Here is a 20392-nt window from a genome sequence, read left to right as displayed (position 1 = left end):
ACGAACCTCGCCAGACGCGCGTTAGAATCCATCGTCTGTTTGATCATATACTTTTCCGAAACCGGGCCTCACTTTTAGGGACCAGGTTCGATACCGCTCACGCAGGATTTGCGCCGAGTGACGCGCGCCTTCCAGATCGAGACGATGCGCGGATGGCGTCGGTCCCACCAGCGCCTGTTCGATCGCTTGCGCCAAACCTTCAGGCGTCAGGTCATTTTCCATCAGCACCGTTGCAAGACCGAGTTCTTCGAGCATCAGGGCGCGAACCGTCTGTTCGGTTTCCCCGCCGGCTGCAAATGGAACGAGCAGGGAGCGACAACCCGCGCGCAGGACATCGCAGACCGTGTTGTAACCCGCCTGCGAGGCTGACAGGCGGGCGCCGGTCAGCAGGCTGGCGAAATCCTCGCGGAACCGGAAGATGGACAGGCCCGGCGTGGCATCGCGTGCGATCGCGTCAAACTCGTCTTTCGGCAGGTTTGGGCCGGTGATCAAACACCATTTCCAACCGTTGTTGGCATTCCGCGCCGCTGCGATGGTGGTGCTGACAAGGCTCTTTCCGGCAGCCCCGCCGCCAACCGACACCAGAACGTCAAAGCGCTCGGAGGCCGTGGGCGCTGGCGGCGCGGCAACGAGCCCGGTGTAGGTGACCTCGGCCCTGATCGCCCCAGCTAGTGGAAATGTCTTGTCGATGGTTGCGAAAGCCGGATCGCCGTGGACCATAACGAGGTCGAAATGCCTGTTGATGAGATCGACCGTTTCCTCGTTTCGGCCCGGCTTGACGCGCTCCTGAAGGATATCACGGACGGACGTCGCCAGCAGCGGTCTGGGCGACGTGGCGTCGATGGCCTCGATCAGCGGCAAGAGTTCGAAACGCATCTGCCGGCGTCCAAATGGAAACGCCTCGACAATGACGATATCAGGCCTGCAATCCCGGAATGCCTGCAGCAGCATCTCTGAACGCCATTTCTTGAAATCATCGTCGATGGGTTTGCCCTGCAGGTCGACAAGTCCGGAAAATCCTTCATCACCGGAGGTGACAGGTGGCAGGGTTACAGATTTTACACCTAGTCCCGGAAACCCCGCGATCGGCGCTCCGCCGGTCACGACGGTTACGTCAAACCCGTCATCGACCAGAGCCGCCGCAATGCGGCTGGCACGCGCGAGATGGCCGATGCCGAGCAGGTGCTGGACATAGAAGAAAGCCCGCAGCGGCTTCATTCGGCGGCCCGCCACTCCCGCTCGAACAGTTCCTTGAGCTGTCCAATGCTTGCCATATGATCGAAATTGCCGCGCACGCGCCGCTCCGCGGCCTCGCCGAGGCGGGCGCGCAGCACGGGATCACGGATCAGGCGCTCCAGCGCCTGTGCCAGGGCAATTGGGTTTTCCGTCGGAACCAGCAGCCCGGTTTCATCCGGCGATAAAAGCTCCGGCACGCCGGAAATATCGGTCGACACGCAGGCAAGCCGCTGGCTGGCCGCCTCCACCAGAACATTCGGCAGACCGTCCCGGTCGCCATTTGCGGTGATCCTGCAGGCCAGGGCGAAGATGTCGGCGCCTCGGTAGTGCGCAAGCACCTCCTCCTGCGCAAGCGCGCCTTTCCAAGAGACGCGACCATCCAGTCCGAGCTTTTGCGCCAGCGCCTTGAGCCGTTCCAGTTCCTCGCCACCGCCGATATGCTCGAAACGCCACGCCAAATCACCAGGCAAGAGGGCGAGGGCCTCCAGCAAGGTATCGTAACCTTTCTTTTCAACGGCGCGCCCGACACTCAGAACGATAACCGGTTCGTCCGGCGCCGAGCCGTCATGGTGTTTTCGCGTCTCGCCGAAACTGCCGAAGCGATCAAGGTCGAGGCCATGATAGCTCAGATGCACAGACGAGCTGCCGTTAGCGAGTTTTTTCAGACGGTCGAAGCCGGTTTTCGTGCAAGTGACTGTCCAGCGCGCCGAGGAAAGCTTGCCGGCCAGATCCCAGTCCGCCGAAGTCCAGATGTCCTTTGCATGGGCTGAGCAGCTCCAGGGCAGTCCACGAAGCTGGCTGGCATAGCGCGTCACCGATGCCGGCGTGTGCACGAAATGTGCATGCAGCCAGCCCGCGCCTTCCGGCCATTCGGCCGCCAGCACGAGCGCTTGCCCGAAACGGCGCGCGCGATTGCGCGTAAAGTCGCGGGGGATATCGCTAGCCAGCGATCCGAGCGCGCGCCAGAAGCCCGGCCACAGCATACAGGCAAACAGCGAGCGAACCACGCGCAGCGGCTCTTCATGCAGATATTCCGGCAGATAGTGGACGAGCGCTTTGATCTCGTCATGCACGGGGTGGCGTTTTGAGTCGGTCGGCCGCCTGAGCGCGACGAGTATCAGGTCGAACCCCGCACGCTCCAGACCGAGCAGTTCCTGCGCGATGAAGGTTTCCGACAGCCGCGGATAGCCCTTCAGAACCACGACGATCTTGCGATGTTGCAACTCAGTTCATGCCTTCAATGACCGAAAGGTGATGGCCGGCCCGCCGGTCGAGCAGTTCCGCGACGATTTCGGAAATATGAGGCAGCCCTTCCAGCGTCAGATGCGGATTGCTCTGCGATGGGCGGGGCCGCTCCGGCAGCACCTTCAGTGCATTGGCAAACCGCTGGGAATCCTCGGCTTCTTCCGGCAAAAGCATCTCGATGAGGCCGAGTTCGGCTGCGCGCCGTGCGCGGATCAGTTGTTCCTCGCGGGGCGTGACGCGCGGCACGATCAGCGCCGGCTTGTCGAAAGATAGTATCTCGCAATAGGTGTTGTAACCGCCCATCGCCACTACCGCCTTGGCGCCGGCAATCAGGTCTTCCATGCGGTTGTCGAACTCGATCATCTTGATGTAGGGGATCTTGCACCCCTTCTTGAGCAGCTTGTTGCGCTTGCGCGCCGGCATGTAAGGCCCAAGCACGATCAGCGCCCTATGCTGCAATTGCGGATCCTGGTGATAGGCATCGATGACGTCGTGGATCAGGTCGGCGCCGTCACCGCCGCCACCGGTGGTAACGAGGATATAGTCGCCCTCGGGCCGGTGGCCGGGCAACTCGTTCCGCTGCAGGCTCCGTTGCAGGAACCCGACGAACCTCATCTTTGCCCTGATAGCCGGCGGCACATCCAAGCCAGTCAACGGATCGTAGAAATCCGGCGGACCATAGGCCCAGACCTTGTCGTAGAACAGGCCTATCTTGCGCATCACATCTTTGCGTGCCCACTCCGCTTCGAGCAGATGCGGCGCGTCCATCACCTCGCGCAGGCCAAGCACGAGCGTGGTGCCCCGCGTCTTGAGGTAGGACAGAGTGTCCTCAATCTCACCGCGCAGGCCGAGCGGTTCCTTGTCGACGATGAAGATATCCGGCCGGAAGGTCTCGGCGGTGTGGCGGATGATCGACTGGCGCATCCTTAGCGTCTCATGCAGATCGATATCCTTTTCCAGCGAGGTGTATTCGCCGTTGCGCAACTTGATGACGCTGGGGATCTTCACGAAGTCGACACGGGCGCGGTAGTCGAAGGCGCCAGCGATAGTCGCACCCGAAATGATAAGCACCTGAAGTCCGCGGAAATCCTCGACCAGCGAATGCGCGATTGTCCGGCAGCGCTGCAAGTGGCCGAGCCCGAACGTGTCGTGGCTGTACATGAGAATTCGAGCGTTTTGTACGTGATGGGTCATTGCTGAACGTCTTCTAGAATTCTCGCCTTGAGGACCGTAGGCGACCCCGCTTCGAAACCATCCTCGCGGGTCATCCACCGACCTGTTTGAAACATGAGGCCGCAATTTTCAATTTGTACTACCCAGGAGGTCCAAGGATGCCGCTCTTTTTGATCGTGTCTTCAAGCTGATCGTCGTCCGCTATACGACGTTCGACAATGTCGTCCAAGCTCATTAATCACCTCAAAGTTCGGGCTATTCAAGCCGCCGCGTGACAGCGCCTCGCGGCCGAAAGTGGCGCAAGCTATCACCAACTCGAAGGTATTCTGTGGAATGCCTGTTGGATAGGCTTTCTGATTGCCTGAGCCCGAAACTAGATGGAATGGCGAATATCGCCTCGGCAGGAGCGGGCCTAGATTCCGTATTATTGTCTTGGGGATGGATCGAAGGGAAACCCGGTGTCCCAAAGTTCGGCAGAAGCCATCCCTCTTGATTCCAATAAGCCCCGGTCTCTCCGAACTCCATTGGTTTCGGAGCGGTGAAGACGAATTCCGCTATCCTGCCAATATACCTAATTGCTTGATCGGCATACGAAACGACAAGGTCGCCGGGCGTCGCACGGCGCATATTGTTGTAGAACTCACTTCGCGCGCCATTGCTCTCGGTCTTGGGGGACCAAAGGTGCTGCCCATCAATCTCTTGACGGGCGGTCTGATTATGAATCACCCACCAGAACTGAGCCATCTATCGCCCAGGCTAGCCGGAAATTCGGCAGGAATCGAGTGGATGCCAGCGCTCACAGCACACCGCCTGTAGTAGGATGTGTGCAACACCGGTTGCTTGTCGATCGCGACGGCTTCGGGCTAATGCCTTAGCTGGGGCGGTGACGGTACTTTTCGAGACGGCTTGGGCGCGGCGTTGAACGCTGCAAGGTGCAAAAAAATCGGCCGATTGGCCCCGATAGTTGGCGAAATCTCAAAATATCTGTTTGTGGCGATTTTCCCTTTAAAATCAAGAGTGTAATTTTTTGTCAATGAGTTATATGCTGTTTGAACAATCGAGTGGGAATGAGGGAGCGCGAATCTGGAATCCAGAAGATTGAGCTGGCCGCGTCGATCTCGATCAGTACATCGTCAGTCCGCAATGCTGGCTCCGGCATCTCGCTAAGCCGTTTTTCCTTTCTAAGAAGTTTTCTCTGGATAGAGCAGTTTTCGCGTCGATCTCGGCCGCTTATTCCTGGCGCTGCCAAATCTGCGAACGACCCAGCAATGACACGCCTATGTAGCCGCGCACGTTTAGCTTCTTGCCGCTATCGGTCACGTAGATCTTGCTGCTATAGGTTTTGCCATTATCCGGATCGAGGATTTGGCCGCCGGTAAATCCGGCGCCATCCTTTTTCAGGCCGGACAGGATCACCAAGCCGAAGACGGGCGCATTCTTGAGCGCGCCTTCGCACTTCGTACAGGTCGGGCTTTCGTTCGGGGCTAGGAAGACTTTCTCGATCTTGCCCTGCAAGCTCCCATTCGCTTCCGTGATGCGGATCAGCGCCCTTGGTTTGCCGCTGACGTCGTCGACGTTCCTCCACAAACCGACTGGCGAGGCATTGTCCGCCCTCGCTGCCGAGGACGCGAGCGCGGCGACCACGGTGAGCGCGATAACGGCAGATTGTTTCAGAATACGCATTGCGATGTTCTCCGAGAGGATAAGGTGCTGCCGTCGAGTTGGGATGGCTGCCTCGCAGGCGCGGCCCCGATGGGCTCATGGGTGGCTTGAGGCGGCGATCGCGGGATAGTCGGTATAGCCGGCGGAGCCGCCGCCATAGAGCGTCGCCGGGTTGAACTCCGCCAGCGGCGCGCGCGTCCTCAGCCGTTCCACAAGGTCAGGATTGGCGATGAATGGGCGCCCGAAGGCGAACAGGTCCGCCTTGCCGTCGGCAAGCTGCGACGCAGCGAGGTCGAGGTCATAGCCGTTGTTGGCGATATAGGTGTTGTTGAAGCGCCGGCGGAGCGATCCGAAGTCGAACGGCGCGACATCGCGCGGTCCGCCCGTGGCGCCCTCGACGACATGGATGTAGACGATGCCCAAGGCGTCGAGTTGATCGACGATATAGTCGAACTGCGCCTGGGGGGCGCCGCTCGAGACGCCGTTGGCGGGCGAGATGGGCGAAATCCGGATGCCGGTACGCTCAGCGCCGATCTCCTCGACCACCGCAGCCGTAACGTCCAGCATCAGCCGGGCGCGGTTCTCGACCGATCCGCCATAAGCATCCGTGCGGACATTGGCGCCGTCCTTGGCGAATTGGTCCAGCAGATAGCCGTTGGCGCCGTGAATCTCGACGCCATCGAAGCCGGCCTCAATGGCGTTCGCGGCTGCTTGCCGGAAATCGTTGACGATCCCCGCAAGCTCGTCGAGCGCCAGCGCTCGGGGCTCCGAAACCTCGACGAAGCCGTTGTTCACGAACGTCTTGGTCGCGGCCCGGATCGCCGAGGGCGCGACGGGCGCGGCGCCATGCTCCTGAAGGTCGACGTGCGAGACGCGGCCGACATGCCAGAGCTGCAGGAAGATCCGGCCACCCTTGGTGTGCACGGCGTCGGTGACCTTGCGCCAGCCGTCGATCTGCGCCTGGGAGTAGATGCCGGGCGTGTCCTGGTAGCCCTGTCCCTGCTGCGAGATCTGCGTAGCCTCGGAAATCAGCAGGCCGGCCGACGCGCGCTGGCCGTAATACTCCGCGGCGAGATCGCCTGGAACGAAGCCTGGGCCAGCGCGATTGCGCGTCAGGGGCGCCATGACGATACGATTGGAGAGGGGCAGCGAGCCGAGAGTATAGGGCTCAAACAGCGTTTTGCTTGTCATAGGTCACCTTTGTTTTGTCCCCGCCGCGGCGGGGTCGTTTATCGAAGTGGCTGCGTTGATGCTCAGGCGACCGTGCGGTACCGCTCGGCGGGATGTTCGTTCCGATAGTTCGGAAGCATGGCCTGGCGCGCGGCCTGAAGCGCGTCCCACTGCCCGGCATCGGGAAGCGGCGGGGTGGCCACCGGGTCGCGGCGGTCGAAGCCGACCAGCGCCGCATCAACCAGATCGCCCACCTCCATCACGTTGGAAAGCGTGTTGATGTCGGCGCCGACGTGGTCCCAGATCTCCGTTCGCGTCGTGGCGGGAAGCACGGCCTGGACGTAGACACCCTTCGGCGCGAGCTCGAGGCTGAGCCCCTGCGACAGAAACAGCACGAAGGCTTTGGTTGCGCCGTAGACTGTCATGCCGAACTCCGGCGCCAGGCCGACCACGGAGCCGATGTTGACGATCGCTCCTTCGCCGGCCTTCGCAAGACGCGGGGCCATGGCGCTGGCAAGTCGCAAAAGTGCGGTCGTGTTGAGCGCAACGAGCCGCGCGACGTCGTCGGTACCCTGCTCGATGAAGCTTCCGCCGATGGCCGTTCCGGCATTGTTGACGAGGATCCCGATGCGGGCGTCATCGCGCAGCCTCGTCTCCACCGTTGCAAGCTCGGCAGGCTGCGTAAGATCAGCCTGGATGATGTCGATCGCCACGCCATTTTCCTGACGCAGACGGGTCCCCAGAGCCTCCATTCGTGCCATGTCACGGGCTACCAGCACGAGGTCGTGCCCGCGGCGCGCGAAGCGCTCGGCATAGGCGGCTCCGATGCCGGTGGAGGCGCCGGTAATGAGGACTGACGGGATGGTGGTCATGGCATTGCTCTTTTCTCTGATGGAACCTATATTCATGACGATCATCATGATTGAAGTTAAATATGATAGCCATCATGTAAATGTCAACAGGGGTCCGGCGGAGAATTTGAAATGAAGGTCAGTCGAGAACAGATGGCGGAGAACCGTCGCCGAATTCTGGATGTCGCGAGCCGGCTGTTTCGCGACAAGGGGTTCGATGCAGTCAGCGTGGCGGAGGTGATGAAAGCCGCCGGGCTCACCCATGGCGGCTTCTATGGCCATTTCAGTTCGAAGGACGACCTGATCGCGCAGACCCTTGCCCATGTCCTCGCCCTGGACGCAGGTGGAGAGGGCGATCTTCGCGCATATGTCGATGCCTATCTTTCGCCCCGTCATCGCGATAATGCCGCCGGTGGTTGCCCAACGGCGGGCCTTGTTGCGGCCATCCGCCATCAGACCCCGGCTACACGCTCGGCCATGACCGAAGGCCTTCGCTCGCAGATCGACCGTATCGGCAAGGCGCTCCCGGAGTTTGATGCGGCAGACAGACGCCGCGTGGCGATCGGAAGCTGGGCGGCGATGGTAGGAGCAGTGATTATCGCTCGGGCGATCGACGATCCCACGCTTTCGGATGAGGTGCTGGAACAGACACGTGCCTGGATCAATGCCGGGCTTGGTCAACAGTTTGCCTCTGCATGAAGCCGGGAGCCCTTAGTGTCGCCGCCACGGCCTGGCAGGCATAGCGAGCGACACGGACCTCACGAATGGGGCCTTCCATCCGCACTCCAAAAGACAGCGCTGGTTCTACGCGCCGCAGCCGGCAAGGCCGGCACCGACGCGCCGAGCAGGCCCACAGGTCGATCAGAGCGCGCTTAGATAGATCGACAGAATGTCCTGGCTCCCGAGCGGCCGGGGGTTGTTGTCGATCAGGCGCTTTATGGCAAAGGCCTCCTCGGCCCAAATCGGCAAATCTTGCCCCTGTCGCGCCATGGCGCGACAGACGCATTTCGATGCCGAGCGCCTGGCAATAGTCCATGGCGCTCGTCAGAATGTCGTTGGCACGCGCACCAGCGCCGAGGCCCAGCATAGAGGCGACGCCAGCAGTCTTGTCTGGGCAGGCAGACGCGTTGAAGGCCAGCACGTGTGGGAAGATGATGGCGTTGGCCAGCCCATGGGGAAGCTTGAGCCGCGTGCCCAGAGGATAGGCCAAAGCATGGCCACCGGCGGTATTGACCGGCCCAAGCACACCCCACCGTAGTAAGAGGTCAGCATCATCCCGGCCCGCGCTTCGGTATCCGCCCCGTCGGCGACGGCGCGCCAGGTAGCGGCCCACCAGGTCGATGCCGAGGCGGGCATAGCCGTCGATCAGCGGATGAGCCTTGATATTGGTGTAGGTGCTGTCGTCATGCGGCAAGAAATGTGGGCGAGATGACTGTGCGCCAAGGAGTTCAGAAGGATCTTGTCGCGATGATCATGGGTGTCACTGAAACAGCGTCATCCAGAAATCATGCTGCTTTGTGAAAGTGGATTGGCGCGGTCGATGGAAAGTCGATCGATGAGTTCCTCCACTTTCCCGAGGCTGAAGATATCCTCAAGCGCCAAATAAGCAGCGCCAAAAAGCGCACTGTCCTTCTGCGGATTGGCAAGTACGATCTGCAACTCGCGCGTGGCAAGTGGAAGGCATCGCTGGTAGACAAGCTCGCGGATACCCGACAGCAGAAACTCTCCACCCTTGGCGAGTGTGCCGCCCACCACGATCAGGCTTGGGTTGAGAATACTGACGACATCGGAGGCGACTTCCCCGATCACCCGCCCAGCGCTGCGCAGCAGCATCAGGGCTTCCGGCTTCTGCATTTCAACAAGCGATATGACATCACGGGCGTTCTCCGCCTGGAAGCCTTTGCTCGAGAGGTCCCGGGCAATCGCCCAGCCACCGGCGCGGGCTTCGACACAACCGAGCTTGCCACAGCGGCACAAAGGCGCGTTCTCGGAATTGAACTGGATATGGCCGATGTCGCCGGCCGCGCCCTGAGCGCCACGAAAGATCCTGCCGCCTGCGATAATGCCGCTGCCGATACCCGTTCCCGCTTTGATGAAGAACATGTCATCCACATGCGGGAAATTCTGGCGATGCTCGTGGATCGCCATCAGGTTAACGTCATTTTCGACATAGATTGGCACATCGAAGCGACGGCGCAGCCAGCCTATGATGTCGAATTCATCCCACCCGTGAAGGACCGAAGGACCGACGACGCGACCGCGTTTGAAATCGACCGGCGTGGGCATGCTGAGGCTGACCCCAAAAAGGGAGCCGTGGCTGGTTCGGGCCTTCGCTGCCAGGACGTCGAACCCATCGGCAATCTGCTCAAGGGAAGCCGCCGGTCCGTCCGACGCGTTGAACGGTATTGTACTTTGCGAGACAATCGCGGGTTCGAGGTCCATGGCGGCGAGATGGATGTAGGCTTCGCCAATATTGGCGACGAGAAAGAAACCCGCCCGTTCATTGATCCCAAGCACGCGCGTCGGCCTCCCGCCACTCGGCATGGTGCGCGCCGTCTCGCGGATCAGGCCCGAGTCAATCAGCGCATTCAGGCGCTGGGTGACAGTCACTCGCGACAATCCCGACGCGTCGAGCAACGCCGACCGAGACGTGGCAGCACCGGTAGCAATAAGCGAGAGAATTTCACCGCTGTTCGCAAGGGCGGGATGCTCCGCCGTACCATTTGTCCTGGCCATTCCGGTCTTCCCTGTTTGCCCGAGATTTAGCCACAAACCCAAGGGAGATAAAGGCTTGTCCGCAAGAAAGCCTTGTATATTTTGAATAAAAATATACAATACTACGTTGACTTATAGACATATCTATGGCTAAGAGGGCGCCTTCTGGGAGAACCAACGAACTTGCGTGGCTGACCCGCGCTGTTCCGACGTTTCTACGTCACTCGATCAAACGGGCCCTCACATGTTGTCAGCGCAGAAGGACTTCGCCCACCCAGATCTCCTGGCGAACGCCATTCGCGCGCTGTCAGTGGATGCAGTCGAGAACGCCACCAATCCCGTCTGGCCTGACCGTGATCGCGTCGTGCTCAGCAATGGCCACGGCTCGATGCTGCTCCAGGCAGTCGAGAAGGCGGTTTACAGGCCACTCGAGAAACAGCAGGCGAGATGACCGCAACCTACGTCATCGGACTGGACTACGGCACCGGGTCAGCCCGCGGCGTTCTGCTTGACGCCGCAACCGGCGAGCAGATCGGCAGCCACACGCATGCCTATCGCCATGACGTCATGACGCAAAGCCTTCTTGACGGCACGCCCTTGCAGCGGTCATGGGCGTTGCAGAACGCCGCCGACTATCTCGATGCGGCGGAAGAAATTCTAGGTGTGTTGGGGCGCGGACGGGTCATCGAGTCGATCGGGCTGGGCTTCTCGGCAAGCTCCCCGATGCCGACCACCACCGACGGCACAGCCCTCTCCGAACTTCATCCCGGCGAGCCCCATGCCTATGTAAAACTGTGGAAGCATCGCGCCGCGCAGCCCTATGCGGACGCGATCAACCGTGTCGGCGGATCCTTCCTGCGCAATTTCGGCGGCAAGCTTTCCGGGGAATGGCTGCTTCCAAAGGCCGCCCAGATCGCGGGCGAAGCACCGCACATATGGGGCGCGGCCGGCCGGTTTATCGAGTCCGGCGATTGGCTTGTCTGGCAGCTGACCGGCCGCGAAGTGCGAAGTCTGGGATTTGCAGCGTACAAGGCCCAGTATTCCGAGACCGAAGGCTATCCGCAGGGCATCGTGCCCGGCCTGTCCGAAAAGCTCTCGGTGCCGCACCGTATTGGCACGCCGGCTGGAAGCCTGTCTGAGGCATGGCGGGCGCGCACCGGAGTCGGCGGTCGCGCGATCGTCGCGGTGGCGGTCATTGATTCACACGTCGTGCTGCCCGCGGTTGGGGCCGTGTCGTCCGGCTGTCTCGTCGGTGCGCTCGGGACTTCGGCTGTCTATCTCTTGTTGAACGAACAGTTCCGTCCTTTGCCGCCCGGCATTGAAGGCGTGGCCAAGGATGGATCGGTTCGTGATCTCTGGTGCTACGAGGCCGGGCAGGCCGGGTTCGGCGACACGCTCGCCTGGTTCGTGAAGGCCTTTCCGCGTGGTGCCGACGAAGCAGAAAGTTTCCGTGTCTACAATCGCGAGGCGGCCGGGCTCGAACCCGGCGCTAACCATCTCGTAGCGCTCGACTGGTGGAACGGCAACCGCGTGCCGCTCGCGGATTCAGACCTCAGCGGCATGCTTGTCGGCCTCACCACCGAGACCACGGGCGTCGGCATCTACCGCGCACTGATCGAGTCACTGTGTTTTGGCGCTCGCACGGTGGTCGACCTCTTCGAGGCCGGCGATTTTGCTATCAACCGCGTGATCCTGACGAGCGGGCTGGCTCAGAACAATCCATTGCTGGTGCAGATCATGGCCGACGTGCTGGGGCGTGTCGTAGAGGTTCCAAGCATTGCCCATGCAACGGCCGTCGGCGCGGCGGTCCATGGTGCGGTCGCGGCCGAACTGGTGAACGGTTTCGCCGAGGGCACGGCCCGGTTCGGCGCGCGCACCTTCACGCCCTATCGGCCCCGTCGCGAAAGCGCGGCCGCCTACCGGTCTCTCTACAAGAATTATCGGCAGCTCAGCGACAGCCAGGCCGTGCGCAAGGCCATGCACGATCTGAACAGGGCGGCGTCTCTCGACCGGCCGGCGGAAGAAACGAAATCGGTGGCCTGAAAGGACGATTGCCACCCCGTCGATTTCTGTTGCGGAATCGCATCCTCGTCATGCAGAGCGCGCCCGAGGCGCGGCTAACACCTACAATAATGTATAAAAACATACATAATCATGGATATAATGTTTGACGGTATGCAAAACGTATGCGTTACTCAGTGGGCCTTTGGGAGAAGGGTTCAACAACTCGGGAGGAGTTTCATGTCCACTTTGCCTATGTCGACCGGCACCAAATCCGGAACCGTCGTGAGATCAACCGTTGCGGGCCTTGTGTTCTTCGGGACTGCCTTTGCAGTGACCGCCCATGCCTCGGCCGAGGAAGTCATTGTTGGCCTCGTCACCAAGACGGAGGTCAACCCGTTCTTTGTAAAAATGCGTCAGGCTGCCGAAGAGGCGGCCAAGGCCAAGGGCGTCAAGTTGATCGCCCGCGCCGGCAAGTTCGACGGCGACAATGAAGGCCAGGTCACTGCGATCGAGGATTTGATCAGCGCGGGCGCCAAAGGCATATTGGTGACGCCGAACAATTCGACCGGCATGCTGGGTGTCATCAAGAAGGCGCGCGATGCAGGGGTCCTCGTGATCGCGCTCGATACCGCGACCGAGCCGGCCGATGCCGTCGACGCGACGTTTGCCACGGACAATTTCGAGGCCGGCGTGGAGCAGGGCGCCTATGCCCGCAAGGCGCTCGGCGACAAGAAGCCGGTGCTTGCCATGCTCGATGGAACGCCTGGCGGCACGGTCGATACGTTTCGGCACAATGGATATCTGAAGGGCTTCGGGCTCGCCGAAGGTGATCCGGCTATTGCCGGCTCGGCCATTACCAACGGTGCGCAGGACAAGGGCCAGGTCGGCATGGAAAACCTGCTCTCGAAGAATGGCGAGATCAATGCCGTCTACACCATCAACGAGCCAGCCGCCGCCGGCGCCTACGCGGCGTTGAAATCCTTCGGCAAAGAGGCCGATGTCATGCTGACCTCGATCGACGGCGGCTGTGCCGGCGTTCGCGACGTCAAAGCCGGCAAGATCGCCGCGACCGTCATGCAGTTCCCCTACAAGATGGCGGCCATGGGTGTCGATGCGGTCGTGGACTATGCGACCAACGGCAAGAAGCCGAGTGGGTTCGTCAATACGGGGTCGTTCCTGATCACCGACAAGCCGGTTGAAGGGATTGACTCCAAAAATACCGAATGGGGCCTCAAGAACTGCTGGGGCGACTGATTTCTGAATCCTCCCGGCGGGACCATGCTGGACAGGCCGTCGACAAGGCGGTGTATCTGTATCGGCATGGTCCCGTTCGTTTCCGGCCCAACCCTTGAGGTCGGGAAACGTGGCGACCGTTCCAGAGGGCGAGGGCACTATGAATTCGGCATCAGCACTCTCTTTCGGCAGGATGTCCAAGATTGCCGCGAGGTTCGTCGGCACGCCATCGGTTGGTCCACTGCTTGTACTGCTCGCTTTCGGCCTGATCTTTTCCCTGACCAATCCGCGTTTTCTCGCCACACAAAACCTGTCGATCATTCTCCAGCAGACGGTGATCATCGGTACCTTGGCCATTGGCCAAACCTTGATCATCCTGACGGCCGGCATCGACCTCGCAGTGGGGGCGATATGCGTATTGGGCACCATCCTTGCCGGAAAACTGGCCAACAGCGGCTATGATCCGATTGCGGCCATGGGCTTGGCCGTTCTCGCCTGCTCGGCGGCCGGTGTCGCGGCTGGAAGCCTGATCAGCGGTCTGCGCCTGCCGCCCTTCATCGTGACGCTCGGTATATTGGGCATCATCACCGCCGCGCTCAGGCTGATTTCGGCGGGCGGGGCATTTCCGGTCACCGACGAATTTCTCGGCTGGACGGGAAACACCGTCCGCCTGAACGGCTTCATCGTCACCTACGGCGTCATCATCATGCTCCTCCTCTATGGAATGGTCTGGTTCCTTCTCAACCAGACCCAATGGGGGCGACATGTCTACGCGGTCGGCAACAATCCGGAAGCAGCCAGGCTTGTCGGCATACCGGTCGGCCGACTTCTCCTCTCGGTCTACGTCCTTGCGGCGTTCATTTATGGGATCGCGGCCTGGCTGGCGCTCGGCCGGACCCCCAACGCCGACCCCAATGCCTTGCAGACCGCCAATCTCGATTCCATCACCGCCGTCGTCATCGGCGGCACCAGCCTGTTCGGTGGCCGGGGCGGATTGATCGGCACACTGATAGGCGCGCTGATCGTCGGCGTCCTGCGCAACGGGCTGACGCTCGCCGGCATTGATCCGCTCTGGCAGGATCTGGTCACAGGCATTCTCGTGATCGTGGCGGTCGCGCTAGATCAATTGACCAGAGGGAGGCGGTGATGACGCCTGTCGAGCCGAGAGAGCCGGTGGCGACCGCTCCAGTTGGCGTCGTCCTCGAAGCGCGCAACGTGATCAAACGCTACGGGCACATCACCGCTCTCGACGGTGTCGATTTCGAACTGCGCTCCGGCGAAATCCTGGCGGTCGTCGGCGACAACGGCGCTGGAAAGAGCTCGCTGATCAAGGCGCTGACCGGAGCGATCGTCCCTGACAACGGCGACATCCTGCTGGACGGCCAACCCGTCCACTTCAAGGGTCCGCTGGACGCACGCAAGCTGGGCATCGAGACGGTCTACCAGGATCTCGCCGTTGCGGCCGCGCTCGATATCGCCAGCAATCTGTTTCTGGGTCGGGAACGCCGCCGCCCCGGATTCCTCGGCAATGTCCTGCGCATGCTCGACAAGAAGGGCATGCGAGCAGAGGCAGAACGCAGCATGGCGGAACTGAAATTCCGCCTGCCGTCGATCGGCAGCGCCGTGGAAGCGCTGTCAGGCGGTCAGCGTCAGGGCGTCGCTGTTGCCAGAGCGGCACTATTCGCCAAGAAGCTTGCGATCATGGATGAGCCCACAGCAGCACTCGGCGTGCGGGAAACTGGCCAGGTTCTCGACCTGATCCAGGCAATCCGGCAGCGTGGACTGCCGGTAGTCCTGATCAGCCACAACATGCCGAACGTCTTCGAAATCGCCGACCGCATCCACATCATGCGGCTCGGCAAACGTGCGGCCGTGGTCAGTCCGAAAACCCACACCATGGCCGATGTCGTCGCCATCATGACCGGCGCGGCGAAGTTCGAAGAACCGGCAGCATCAGCTTCTCGGTAGGACCGCGGTCATAGGCCTCATCGGCAGGGATAGCCGCCATCGATGGGGGGCGACACGCCGGTGATCATCGAGGCCGTATCGCTGAGCAGGAACACGATCGGGCCGGCGATTTCGTCCTCTGTTGCCCACCGGCCGAGCGGCATCTGTTTCAGGAAGGGTTCGGCGACATGCGGCTGGCTCCAGTGGCCGGACGAGATTGGGGTCATGACCACGGTCGGATTGACGCTGTTGACGCGGATTCCGTATTTGCCCAACTCCAAAGCCGAACAGCGCGTGATGTTTTCGAGCGCAGCCTTCGAAGAGCCGTAGGAAATGTGCCCCTCGAGCGCGACCAGCGCCGCCTGGCTGGAGACATTGACGATCGCCCCGCCCTTGCCGATGCGGACCATCTGCTGCGTTGCATATTTGGTGACCAATAGCGCACCACGCGCATTGATGGTGATGACCTTGTCGAAAATGGCGATGTCTGTATCCATCGGCGTCGCGATCTCGCCGCCGAAACCGCCGCAATTGACCACTCCCCAGAGGTCGAGCCCTTCGAGAGCGCCGCGAATCTCGTCTTCCGAGGCAAGGTCGAAGGTCACAGTGCGGCAGCCCGTCTCCTTTGCGATCGCATCAAGCGCTTCGCGGGAGCGTCCGGCAGCAATCACGTCGGCGTTCGCCCGCGCCAGGTGCCGAACGGTGGCGCCGCCGATGCCGCCGCTGCCGCCCGTCACCAGAATCTTTCTTCCCTGAAAATCCGTCATGATTTCCTCTTAGCCCCTGTTTGAAGTTTTAAGCTTGTGTCGCGGCAGCCCGATCAGTTGACACGCTCCTTGAGCAGGACGCGTTCCGCATGCGCGGCGGCTGCATTGGAAATTCTGTCTCCGGCCTCGTTGAAAAGGTGGCAGACGTCAGCCGGCAGCGTGATTGCGATGCGTTCGCCCGCCCGCACGATCCGGCCTCGGCTGTCACGAATGATCAGGCTTTCCTCGCGTTCATTGGCATGTATGAATGTGTCGCTGCCAAGCAGTTCGACCATGGAAGCCTGCACGACATGGGCATCGGCCTGTCCGTGGCCCGCAAGCACGACATGTTCCGGCCGAATGCCCAGCGTAACGCGATCGCCGGGCTCGACATGCCGCTCGACCGGAATGTCTAGTACCGGTCCCCAGGAAAGAGCCACGGTCACGACCATCTCGCGAATGGCAGCAACCTTGCCGTTCAGGAAATTCATCGCCGGCGAACCAATGAATCCGGCAACGAACAAATTGGCTGGCCGATGGTAAAGCTCGAGCGGTGTGCCGACCTGTTCGATGCGCCCGCCATTCATCACCACGATGCGGTCGGCAAGCGTCATGGCTTCCACCTGATCGTGCGTGACGTAGACCATGGTGGATGCCAGTTCAGCCTTCAGCCGCGCGATCTCCACCCGCATGCCGACACGCAATGCCGCGTCGAGATTGGAAAGTGGCTCATCGAGCAAGAAGAGTTTAGGCTTGCGTGTCATGGCGCGGCCGATCGCGACACGCTGGCGCTGTCCGCCGGAAAGCTCTCGTGGCTTGCGCTTGAGATAGGAACCGAGCCGCAGTTTCTCGGCAGCACGCCTTACGCGTTCAACGATTTCGGCGGCGGGCGTCCGTGCGATCTTCAGGCCGAAACCGATGTTGCGGCCGACATCCATGTGCGGATAGAGCGCGTAGGACTGGAACACCATGGCCACGCCTCTTGCCGGTGGCTCGGCACCGCTCATATCCGCGCCATCGATCAGGATACGGCCGGAGCTGATCGGCTCCAGCCCGGCGATGATCCGAAGCAGTGTGGACTTGCCGCAGCCCGACGGTCCCACCAGGACGCAGAACTCGCCGTCCTCGATTGTCAGCGACAGTTCCGGAATGACGGTCGTATTGCCGAAGGCCTTGGTGACTTTGTCGATCGAAAGCGTTGCCATGGGTCTAGCCTTTGACCGCACCGGCGAGCAGGCCCCGCACGAAGGCGCGCTGCACCAGCACATAAAGGAGGATGAGGGGAAGTGCGATGAGCGTAAGGATTGCGAAGAGGGCGCCGGGATTGGCCATATAGAGGCCGGAGTACTGCATGGGCACGATGGTGAGCGTCTTCATCTCGCTCTTAGTGAGAACGATGAGGGCGAGGAAGAACTCGTTCCACGTCACGATGAACTGCCAGATCGTGACGAAGACCAGGGCCGGCCGCACCAGCGGCAAGGCCACGTGCCAATAGGTTTGCCAGGCGTTGCAGCCATCTACCCGCGCCGCCTCGAAGAGTTCACGCGGGGCATCTTCCATGAAGGACTTGAGGATGACCATGGCAAACGGCACGCCGAGCGCCGCGTAGGGCAGGATGAGTCCGATATAGGTGTTCACCCAGCCGAAATTCTGAAGGAGGATGGCGAGCGGCAGGACCATGGAGGCGAGCGGAACCATCAAGGTCGTGAGCAGCGTGGTGTAGAGGAAGATCGAGCCCTTCAGCCTCAGGATTGCGCAGGCGAAGGCGAACAGCGAGGAGACCGCGACCACGATCACCACTGTCGCAACCGTGATGATCAGGCTGTTCAGAAAAATGGCGCCCAGCGGATTGTCGCGAATGACGGTGACGAAGTTGTCGAAGGTCACCGGCCAGGTGAAGAGCTCTGCGTCGAAGGCCTGAGCCGGGGTGCGCAGCCCGATCGACAGCATGTAGATCTGGGGCACCATCCAGAAGCCGAGCACGATGAAGAGGACGGCATGGATGAGCATGCCGCGGATTCGGAGGCGGGTGAGGGGCATCATCACGGATGCTGCCTTGCCGCGGGCGTCAGGCGGGCGCCCAGCGCTGCGATCTGGATCAGCGAGAGGGTGAGCGCGATGACCAGCACGATGACGGAGAGCGCGGCCCCGCTGCCTGTGTCGCCCAGCACGAAGCTCTGCTTGAAGATGAATGTGCCGAAGACCTCGCTGGCCCGGTTCGGTCCGCCGCCGGTCATCAGGTGCACGATGGGGAAGGTCTGCAATGTGCCGATAACGCCCAGGAGCAGCAGGGATTTCGTTGCAGGGGCAAGCATCGGCACGATCACATGCACGGCAAGCCGCCAGCCCTTCGCTCCGTCTATGCGGGCGGCATCGAGCACTTCGCTCGGCAGGTTGGCGATGCCGGCGATGTACATGAGCATCGAGAAGCCGGTCCATTGCCAGATGTTGACGATGATCAGCGCATAGATCGCCGTCTCCGGGTCGCCGATCGGTGACGTCGCCATGACGATGCCGACGCGCTTCAAATACTCCTGGGCAATGCCATAGTAGGGCGCGTAAATTTGCACCCAAACCAGGCTGATGACCGAAACCGAGGTCACCACGGGCAGGAAGAACATGGTGCGAAAGAAGCCGCGAAGGGCGTGGGTATGGCGCTCGATGAAATAGGCGAGCAGCCCGCCGATCAGCATCTGCACCGGTATGGTGATGACGCCCCACAGAAACATGTTGCGCACCACGGTCCAGAAGGTCGGATCGCCGAGAACCGTCCTGTAGTTGGCAAGTCCGGCAAAGACCGCTCCGGCGCTTGTGCCGACATAGAGGCTCTGCCCGGCGACCCAGAGAATCGGATAGGCGATGAAGACGACAAACAGAAGCGTCGCCGGAAGCACGAAAAGATAGAGCCGCGAAGCTCTGGATGCCGATCGCCGCCCGACCTTCGCGATGGTGGATCCGGCTCGCATAGCTTCTGTGCTCATGATGCTTGCCATTTCAGAATGAAAGCGACCGGGCGCGTCTGCGCCCGGTCGTTCGTCCCAGGTTACTTTGCAGCAAGTGCCTTCTCGGTCGCCGCCTGCACGGTGGCGAGCGCTGCTTCCGGCTCGATGCTGCCAGCCGCGACGCCGGCAAGCGCATTGTCGAGCGCCTCGGCGACTGCCGGCGAGGCAAAGCGCTGGTTTTCCGCCTTGGGCAGGTCTGCCATGAAGCGGGCCGACATCTCCTTCACGTGATCGGTAATGTCGCCCTTCGGCGAATAGCCCTCGAACGCCGGGAGGTCGTTGAGGTCATTCAACGCCTCCTGAAGGCCAACGCCGTTGGTGAGTTCGGCAAGAAAAGTCCAGGCTTCGGGGTTCTTGCCACCATTCTTGGTCAGGCCGTAGCCGATGTCGATGCCGCCGACGGGCGGGCTCGCTGGATTGCCGTCCTTGACAGGAGGCAGATAAAAAAAGTCGAAGCCGTCCATGTTCTGGACAAACTCGGACAGTGGGGGAGGGAACTTGCTTTCCTGCATCCACCAGGAGCCGAGCGCCATCATGCCGACCCTGCCCTGTGCAAAGAGCTGAGCGCCCGTCGGATAGGCATGCGCCCCAAGCGCTCCCTGTTGGAAGATGCCGTCGTCGAAAAGGCCTTTCCAGACCTTCATCGCCTCGACGAGTTCCGGTGCTGTCCAGGGCGTTTCGCCCGCCTGGGCCTTGTCGACGATGCCCGGCGAGAACTGGTTGGCGAGCATGAGGAAAACGTTCTCGTTCTGCCAGCCGTCGGCCGCGCCCTGGAACATCGGAATATAGCCGTTGTCGGTCAGCGCCTTGGCCGCAGCTTTCAACTCGTCATAGGTCTTTGGTGCCGAAAGATTGAGCTTTTCGAAGACCTTGCGGTTGTACCAGATGCACAGAACCTGGGATTCCTGGGGGATGATGTAATAATTTTCGTCGCCCTTCGGATTGCCCATCAGCATCTGCTTGCGGTTGACCGGGAAGATCTTTTCCGCCCACTTGTCGCCCCACTGCTTGGCGGCGCGCTCGTTCACCGCTTCAAGATTTTCGCGATATTGTTGGGTGAGCGATCCCGGCTGCAGGCCGATCACGTCAGGCAGGCTCCCGGACGCCGCCGCCGCCTTCAGGGCGGTGATGTATTCGGGCGAATAGTTGTAATAGGTATATTTCACTTTGACGTCCGGATGTGCCTTCTCGAAGGCGGCGATGGACTTGTTCATCGTGCTCTGCACGAACCATGACCAGACGGTCACCTCTTTCTGCTCGGCATTCGCCGAAGCAGAAAGAGCGGCGGCGAGGATCGTCGTCGCAAGAAACAGCATCTTCCTCATAGTATTCCTCCCTTTTTCTACCACGTAGTGAGCGTCGCGAGCCTCCTACTCGCGGGCGCAATGACCCATTGGAGGGTCGCTTT

19 protein-coding genes are annotated in these 20392 nt (G+C 61.2%); 6 read left to right on the top strand and 13 right to left on the bottom strand.

The annotated features are described in order from the left end of the window. Nucleotides 1–21 precede the first annotated feature (21 nt). From EN885_RS09355 to EN885_RS09330, 6 genes are all read right to left on the bottom strand, one after another. Entirely contained in the window at nucleotides 22–1218 is a 1197-nt protein-coding gene (locus EN885_RS09355) for a glycosyltransferase family protein (RefSeq protein ID WP_128241296.1), read from the bottom strand. Continuing rightward, the gene (locus EN885_RS09350) at nucleotides 1215–2459 is read right to left on the bottom strand and encodes a glycosyltransferase (RefSeq protein ID WP_128241295.1); all 1245 of its coding nucleotides are present in this window, start codon (nucleotides 2457–2459) and stop codon (nucleotides 1215–1217) included. Before EN885_RS09350 ends, EN885_RS09355 begins: the two co-directional genes overlap by 4 nt. A 1-nt stretch (nucleotide 2460) precedes the next feature. After that, nucleotides 2461–3675, bottom strand: coding sequence for a glycosyltransferase family protein (locus EN885_RS09345; protein ID WP_095483629.1), 1215 nt, complete (start codon nucleotides 3673–3675; stop codon nucleotides 2461–2463). Between the two features lie 1209 nt (nucleotides 3676–4884). Then, on the bottom strand, nucleotides 4885–5337 hold the full coding sequence (locus EN885_RS09340; protein WP_128241294.1) for a DUF2147 domain-containing protein: 453 nt from the start codon (nucleotides 5335–5337) through the stop codon (nucleotides 4885–4887). Nucleotides 5338–5412: 75 nt separating this feature from the next. After that, a complete protein-coding gene (locus EN885_RS09335; RefSeq protein WP_128241293.1) occupies nucleotides 5413–6507 on the bottom strand; it encodes an alkene reductase in 1095 nt (364 codons plus the stop codon). A gap of 62 nt (nucleotides 6508–6569) precedes the next feature. After that, nucleotides 6570–7358 (bottom strand): SDR family oxidoreductase, encoded by a 789-nt coding sequence (locus tag EN885_RS09330; RefSeq protein ID WP_128335170.1) that lies wholly within the window; start codon nucleotides 7356–7358, stop codon nucleotides 6570–6572. A gap of 111 nt (nucleotides 7359–7469) precedes the next feature. On the opposite strand from EN885_RS09330, the gene EN885_RS09325 reads away from it, so the two are divergent. Further along, nucleotides 7470–8036, top strand: a complete 567-nt coding sequence (locus EN885_RS09325) for a TetR/AcrR family transcriptional regulator (protein ID WP_095483633.1) — start codon at nucleotides 7470–7472, stop codon at nucleotides 8034–8036. On the opposite strand, the gene EN885_RS09320 is transcribed toward EN885_RS09325, so the two are convergent. Continuing rightward, nucleotides 7999–8751: an iron-containing alcohol dehydrogenase gene (locus EN885_RS09320; RefSeq protein ID WP_095483634.1), complete on the bottom strand. Its 753-nt coding sequence runs from the start codon at nucleotides 8749–8751 to the stop codon at nucleotides 7999–8001. The two genes, EN885_RS09325 and EN885_RS09320, sit on opposite strands and share 38 nt — an antisense overlap. An 80-nt stretch (nucleotides 8752–8831) precedes the next feature. Next, entirely contained in the window at nucleotides 8832–10073 is a 1242-nt protein-coding gene (locus EN885_RS09315; protein WP_095483635.1) for an ROK family transcriptional regulator, read from the bottom strand. A gap of 223 nt (nucleotides 10074–10296) precedes the next feature. Between EN885_RS09315 and EN885_RS09310 the strand changes: the two genes are divergently transcribed. The 5 genes from EN885_RS09310 to EN885_RS09290 all read left to right on the top strand — a co-directional run bounded on the left by EN885_RS09310 (nucleotide 10297) and on the right by EN885_RS09290 (nucleotide 15257). Then, nucleotides 10297–10503: a hypothetical protein gene (locus EN885_RS09310; protein ID WP_095483636.1), complete on the top strand. Its 207-nt coding sequence runs from the start codon at nucleotides 10297–10299 to the stop codon at nucleotides 10501–10503. Continuing rightward, complete coding sequence (locus tag EN885_RS09305) at nucleotides 10500–12095, top strand: FGGY-family carbohydrate kinase (RefSeq protein ID WP_095483637.1); 1596 nt, start codon at nucleotides 10500–10502, stop codon at nucleotides 12093–12095. Before EN885_RS09310 ends, EN885_RS09305 begins: the two co-directional genes overlap by 4 nt. A gap of 243 nt (nucleotides 12096–12338) precedes the next feature. Beyond that, nucleotides 12339–13310 carry a substrate-binding domain-containing protein gene (locus EN885_RS09300; protein ID WP_342587091.1) on the top strand — a complete coding sequence of 324 codons (972 nt, stop codon included), beginning with the start codon at nucleotides 12339–12341 and terminating at the stop codon, nucleotides 13308–13310. A gap of 139 nt (nucleotides 13311–13449) precedes the next feature. Beyond that, nucleotides 13450–14436 carry an ABC transporter permease gene (locus EN885_RS09295; RefSeq protein WP_128335169.1) on the top strand — a complete coding sequence of 329 codons (987 nt, stop codon included), beginning with the start codon at nucleotides 13450–13452 and terminating at the stop codon, nucleotides 14434–14436. Next, nucleotides 14436–15257, top strand: a complete 822-nt coding sequence (locus tag EN885_RS09290) for an ATP-binding cassette domain-containing protein (protein WP_095483640.1) — start codon at nucleotides 14436–14438, stop codon at nucleotides 15255–15257. Before EN885_RS09295 ends, EN885_RS09290 begins: the two co-directional genes overlap by 1 nt. Nucleotides 15258–15274: 17 nt before the next feature. On the opposite strand, the gene EN885_RS09285 is transcribed toward EN885_RS09290, so the two are convergent. From EN885_RS09285 to EN885_RS09265, 5 genes are all read right to left on the bottom strand, one after another. Continuing rightward, on the bottom strand, nucleotides 15275–16003 hold the full coding sequence (locus EN885_RS09285) for an SDR family oxidoreductase (RefSeq protein ID WP_128335168.1): 729 nt from the start codon (nucleotides 16001–16003) through the stop codon (nucleotides 15275–15277). Nucleotides 16004–16056: 53 nt separating this feature from the next. Then, on the bottom strand, nucleotides 16057–17187 hold the full coding sequence (ugpC, locus tag EN885_RS09280; protein ID WP_095483642.1) for a sn-glycerol-3-phosphate ABC transporter ATP-binding protein UgpC: 1131 nt from the start codon (nucleotides 17185–17187) through the stop codon (nucleotides 16057–16059). 4 nt (nucleotides 17188–17191) lie between these two features. Continuing rightward, nucleotides 17192–18025: a carbohydrate ABC transporter permease gene (locus EN885_RS09275; protein WP_095483643.1), complete on the bottom strand. Its 834-nt coding sequence runs from the start codon at nucleotides 18023–18025 to the stop codon at nucleotides 17192–17194. Further along, the gene (locus EN885_RS09270) at nucleotides 18025–18963 is read right to left on the bottom strand and encodes a sugar ABC transporter permease (RefSeq protein ID WP_095483991.1); all 939 of its coding nucleotides are present in this window, start codon (nucleotides 18961–18963) and stop codon (nucleotides 18025–18027) included. The genes EN885_RS09275 and EN885_RS09270 overlap by 1 nt, the downstream gene beginning before the upstream one ends. 62 nt (nucleotides 18964–19025) lie before the next feature. After that, nucleotides 19026–20309 (bottom strand): extracellular solute-binding protein, encoded by a 1284-nt coding sequence (locus EN885_RS09265; RefSeq protein ID WP_128241291.1) that lies wholly within the window; start codon nucleotides 20307–20309, stop codon nucleotides 19026–19028. Nucleotides 20310–20392 lie beyond the last annotated feature (83 nt).

It is taken from the genome of Mesorhizobium sp. M6A.T.Cr.TU.014.01.1.1 (genome assembly GCF_004022765.1).
Taxonomy (GTDB): domain Bacteria; phylum Pseudomonadota; class Alphaproteobacteria; order Rhizobiales; family Rhizobiaceae; genus Mesorhizobium; species Mesorhizobium mediterraneum.
Note: the sequence above shows the minus strand (reverse complement) of the source record. Positions and strands in the feature narration are given on the sequence as shown.

Excerpts from the sequence above, each read along its gene's own strand:
- EN885_RS09355 (WP_128241296.1), bottom strand. The coding sequence starts at position 1,218 with ATGAAGCCGCTGCGGGCTTTCTTCTATGTCCAGCACCTGCTCGGCATC.
- EN885_RS09345 (WP_095483629.1), bottom strand. The coding sequence starts at position 3,675 with ATGACCCATCACGTACAAAACGCTCGAATTCTCATGTACAGCCACGAC.
- EN885_RS09340 (WP_128241294.1), bottom strand. The coding sequence starts at position 5,337 with ATGCGTATTCTGAAACAATCTGCCGTTATCGCGCTCACCGTGGTCGCC.
- EN885_RS09335 (WP_128241293.1), bottom strand. The coding sequence starts at position 6,507 with ATGACAAGCAAAACGCTGTTTGAGCCCTATACTCTCGGCTCGCTGCCC.
- EN885_RS09330 (WP_128335170.1), bottom strand. The coding sequence starts at position 7,358 with ATGACCACCATCCCGTCAGTCCTCATTACCGGCGCCTCCACCGGCATC.
- EN885_RS09325 (WP_095483633.1), top strand. The coding sequence starts at position 7,470 with ATGAAGGTCAGTCGAGAACAGATGGCGGAGAACCGTCGCCGAATTCTG.
- EN885_RS09315 (WP_095483635.1), bottom strand. The coding sequence starts at position 10,073 with ATGGCCAGGACAAATGGTACGGCGGAGCATCCCGCCCTTGCGAACAGC.
- EN885_RS09310 (WP_095483636.1), top strand. The coding sequence starts at position 10,297 with ATGTTGTCAGCGCAGAAGGACTTCGCCCACCCAGATCTCCTGGCGAAC.
- EN885_RS09305 (WP_095483637.1), top strand. The coding sequence starts at position 10,500 with ATGACCGCAACCTACGTCATCGGACTGGACTACGGCACCGGGTCAGCC.
- EN885_RS09295 (WP_128335169.1), top strand. The coding sequence starts at position 13,450 with ATGAATTCGGCATCAGCACTCTCTTTCGGCAGGATGTCCAAGATTGCC.
- EN885_RS09290 (WP_095483640.1), top strand. The coding sequence starts at position 14,436 with ATGACGCCTGTCGAGCCGAGAGAGCCGGTGGCGACCGCTCCAGTTGGC.
- EN885_RS09285 (WP_128335168.1), bottom strand. The coding sequence starts at position 16,003 with ATGACGGATTTTCAGGGAAGAAAGATTCTGGTGACGGGCGGCAGCGGC.
- ugpC (WP_095483642.1), bottom strand. The coding sequence starts at position 17,187 with ATGGCAACGCTTTCGATCGACAAAGTCACCAAGGCCTTCGGCAATACG.
- EN885_RS09275 (WP_095483643.1), bottom strand. The coding sequence starts at position 18,025 with ATGATGCCCCTCACCCGCCTCCGAATCCGCGGCATGCTCATCCATGCC.
- EN885_RS09270 (WP_095483991.1), bottom strand. The coding sequence starts at position 18,963 with ATGAGCACAGAAGCTATGCGAGCCGGATCCACCATCGCGAAGGTCGGG.
- EN885_RS09265 (WP_128241291.1), bottom strand. The coding sequence starts at position 20,309 with ATGAGGAAGATGCTGTTTCTTGCGACGACGATCCTCGCCGCCGCTCTT.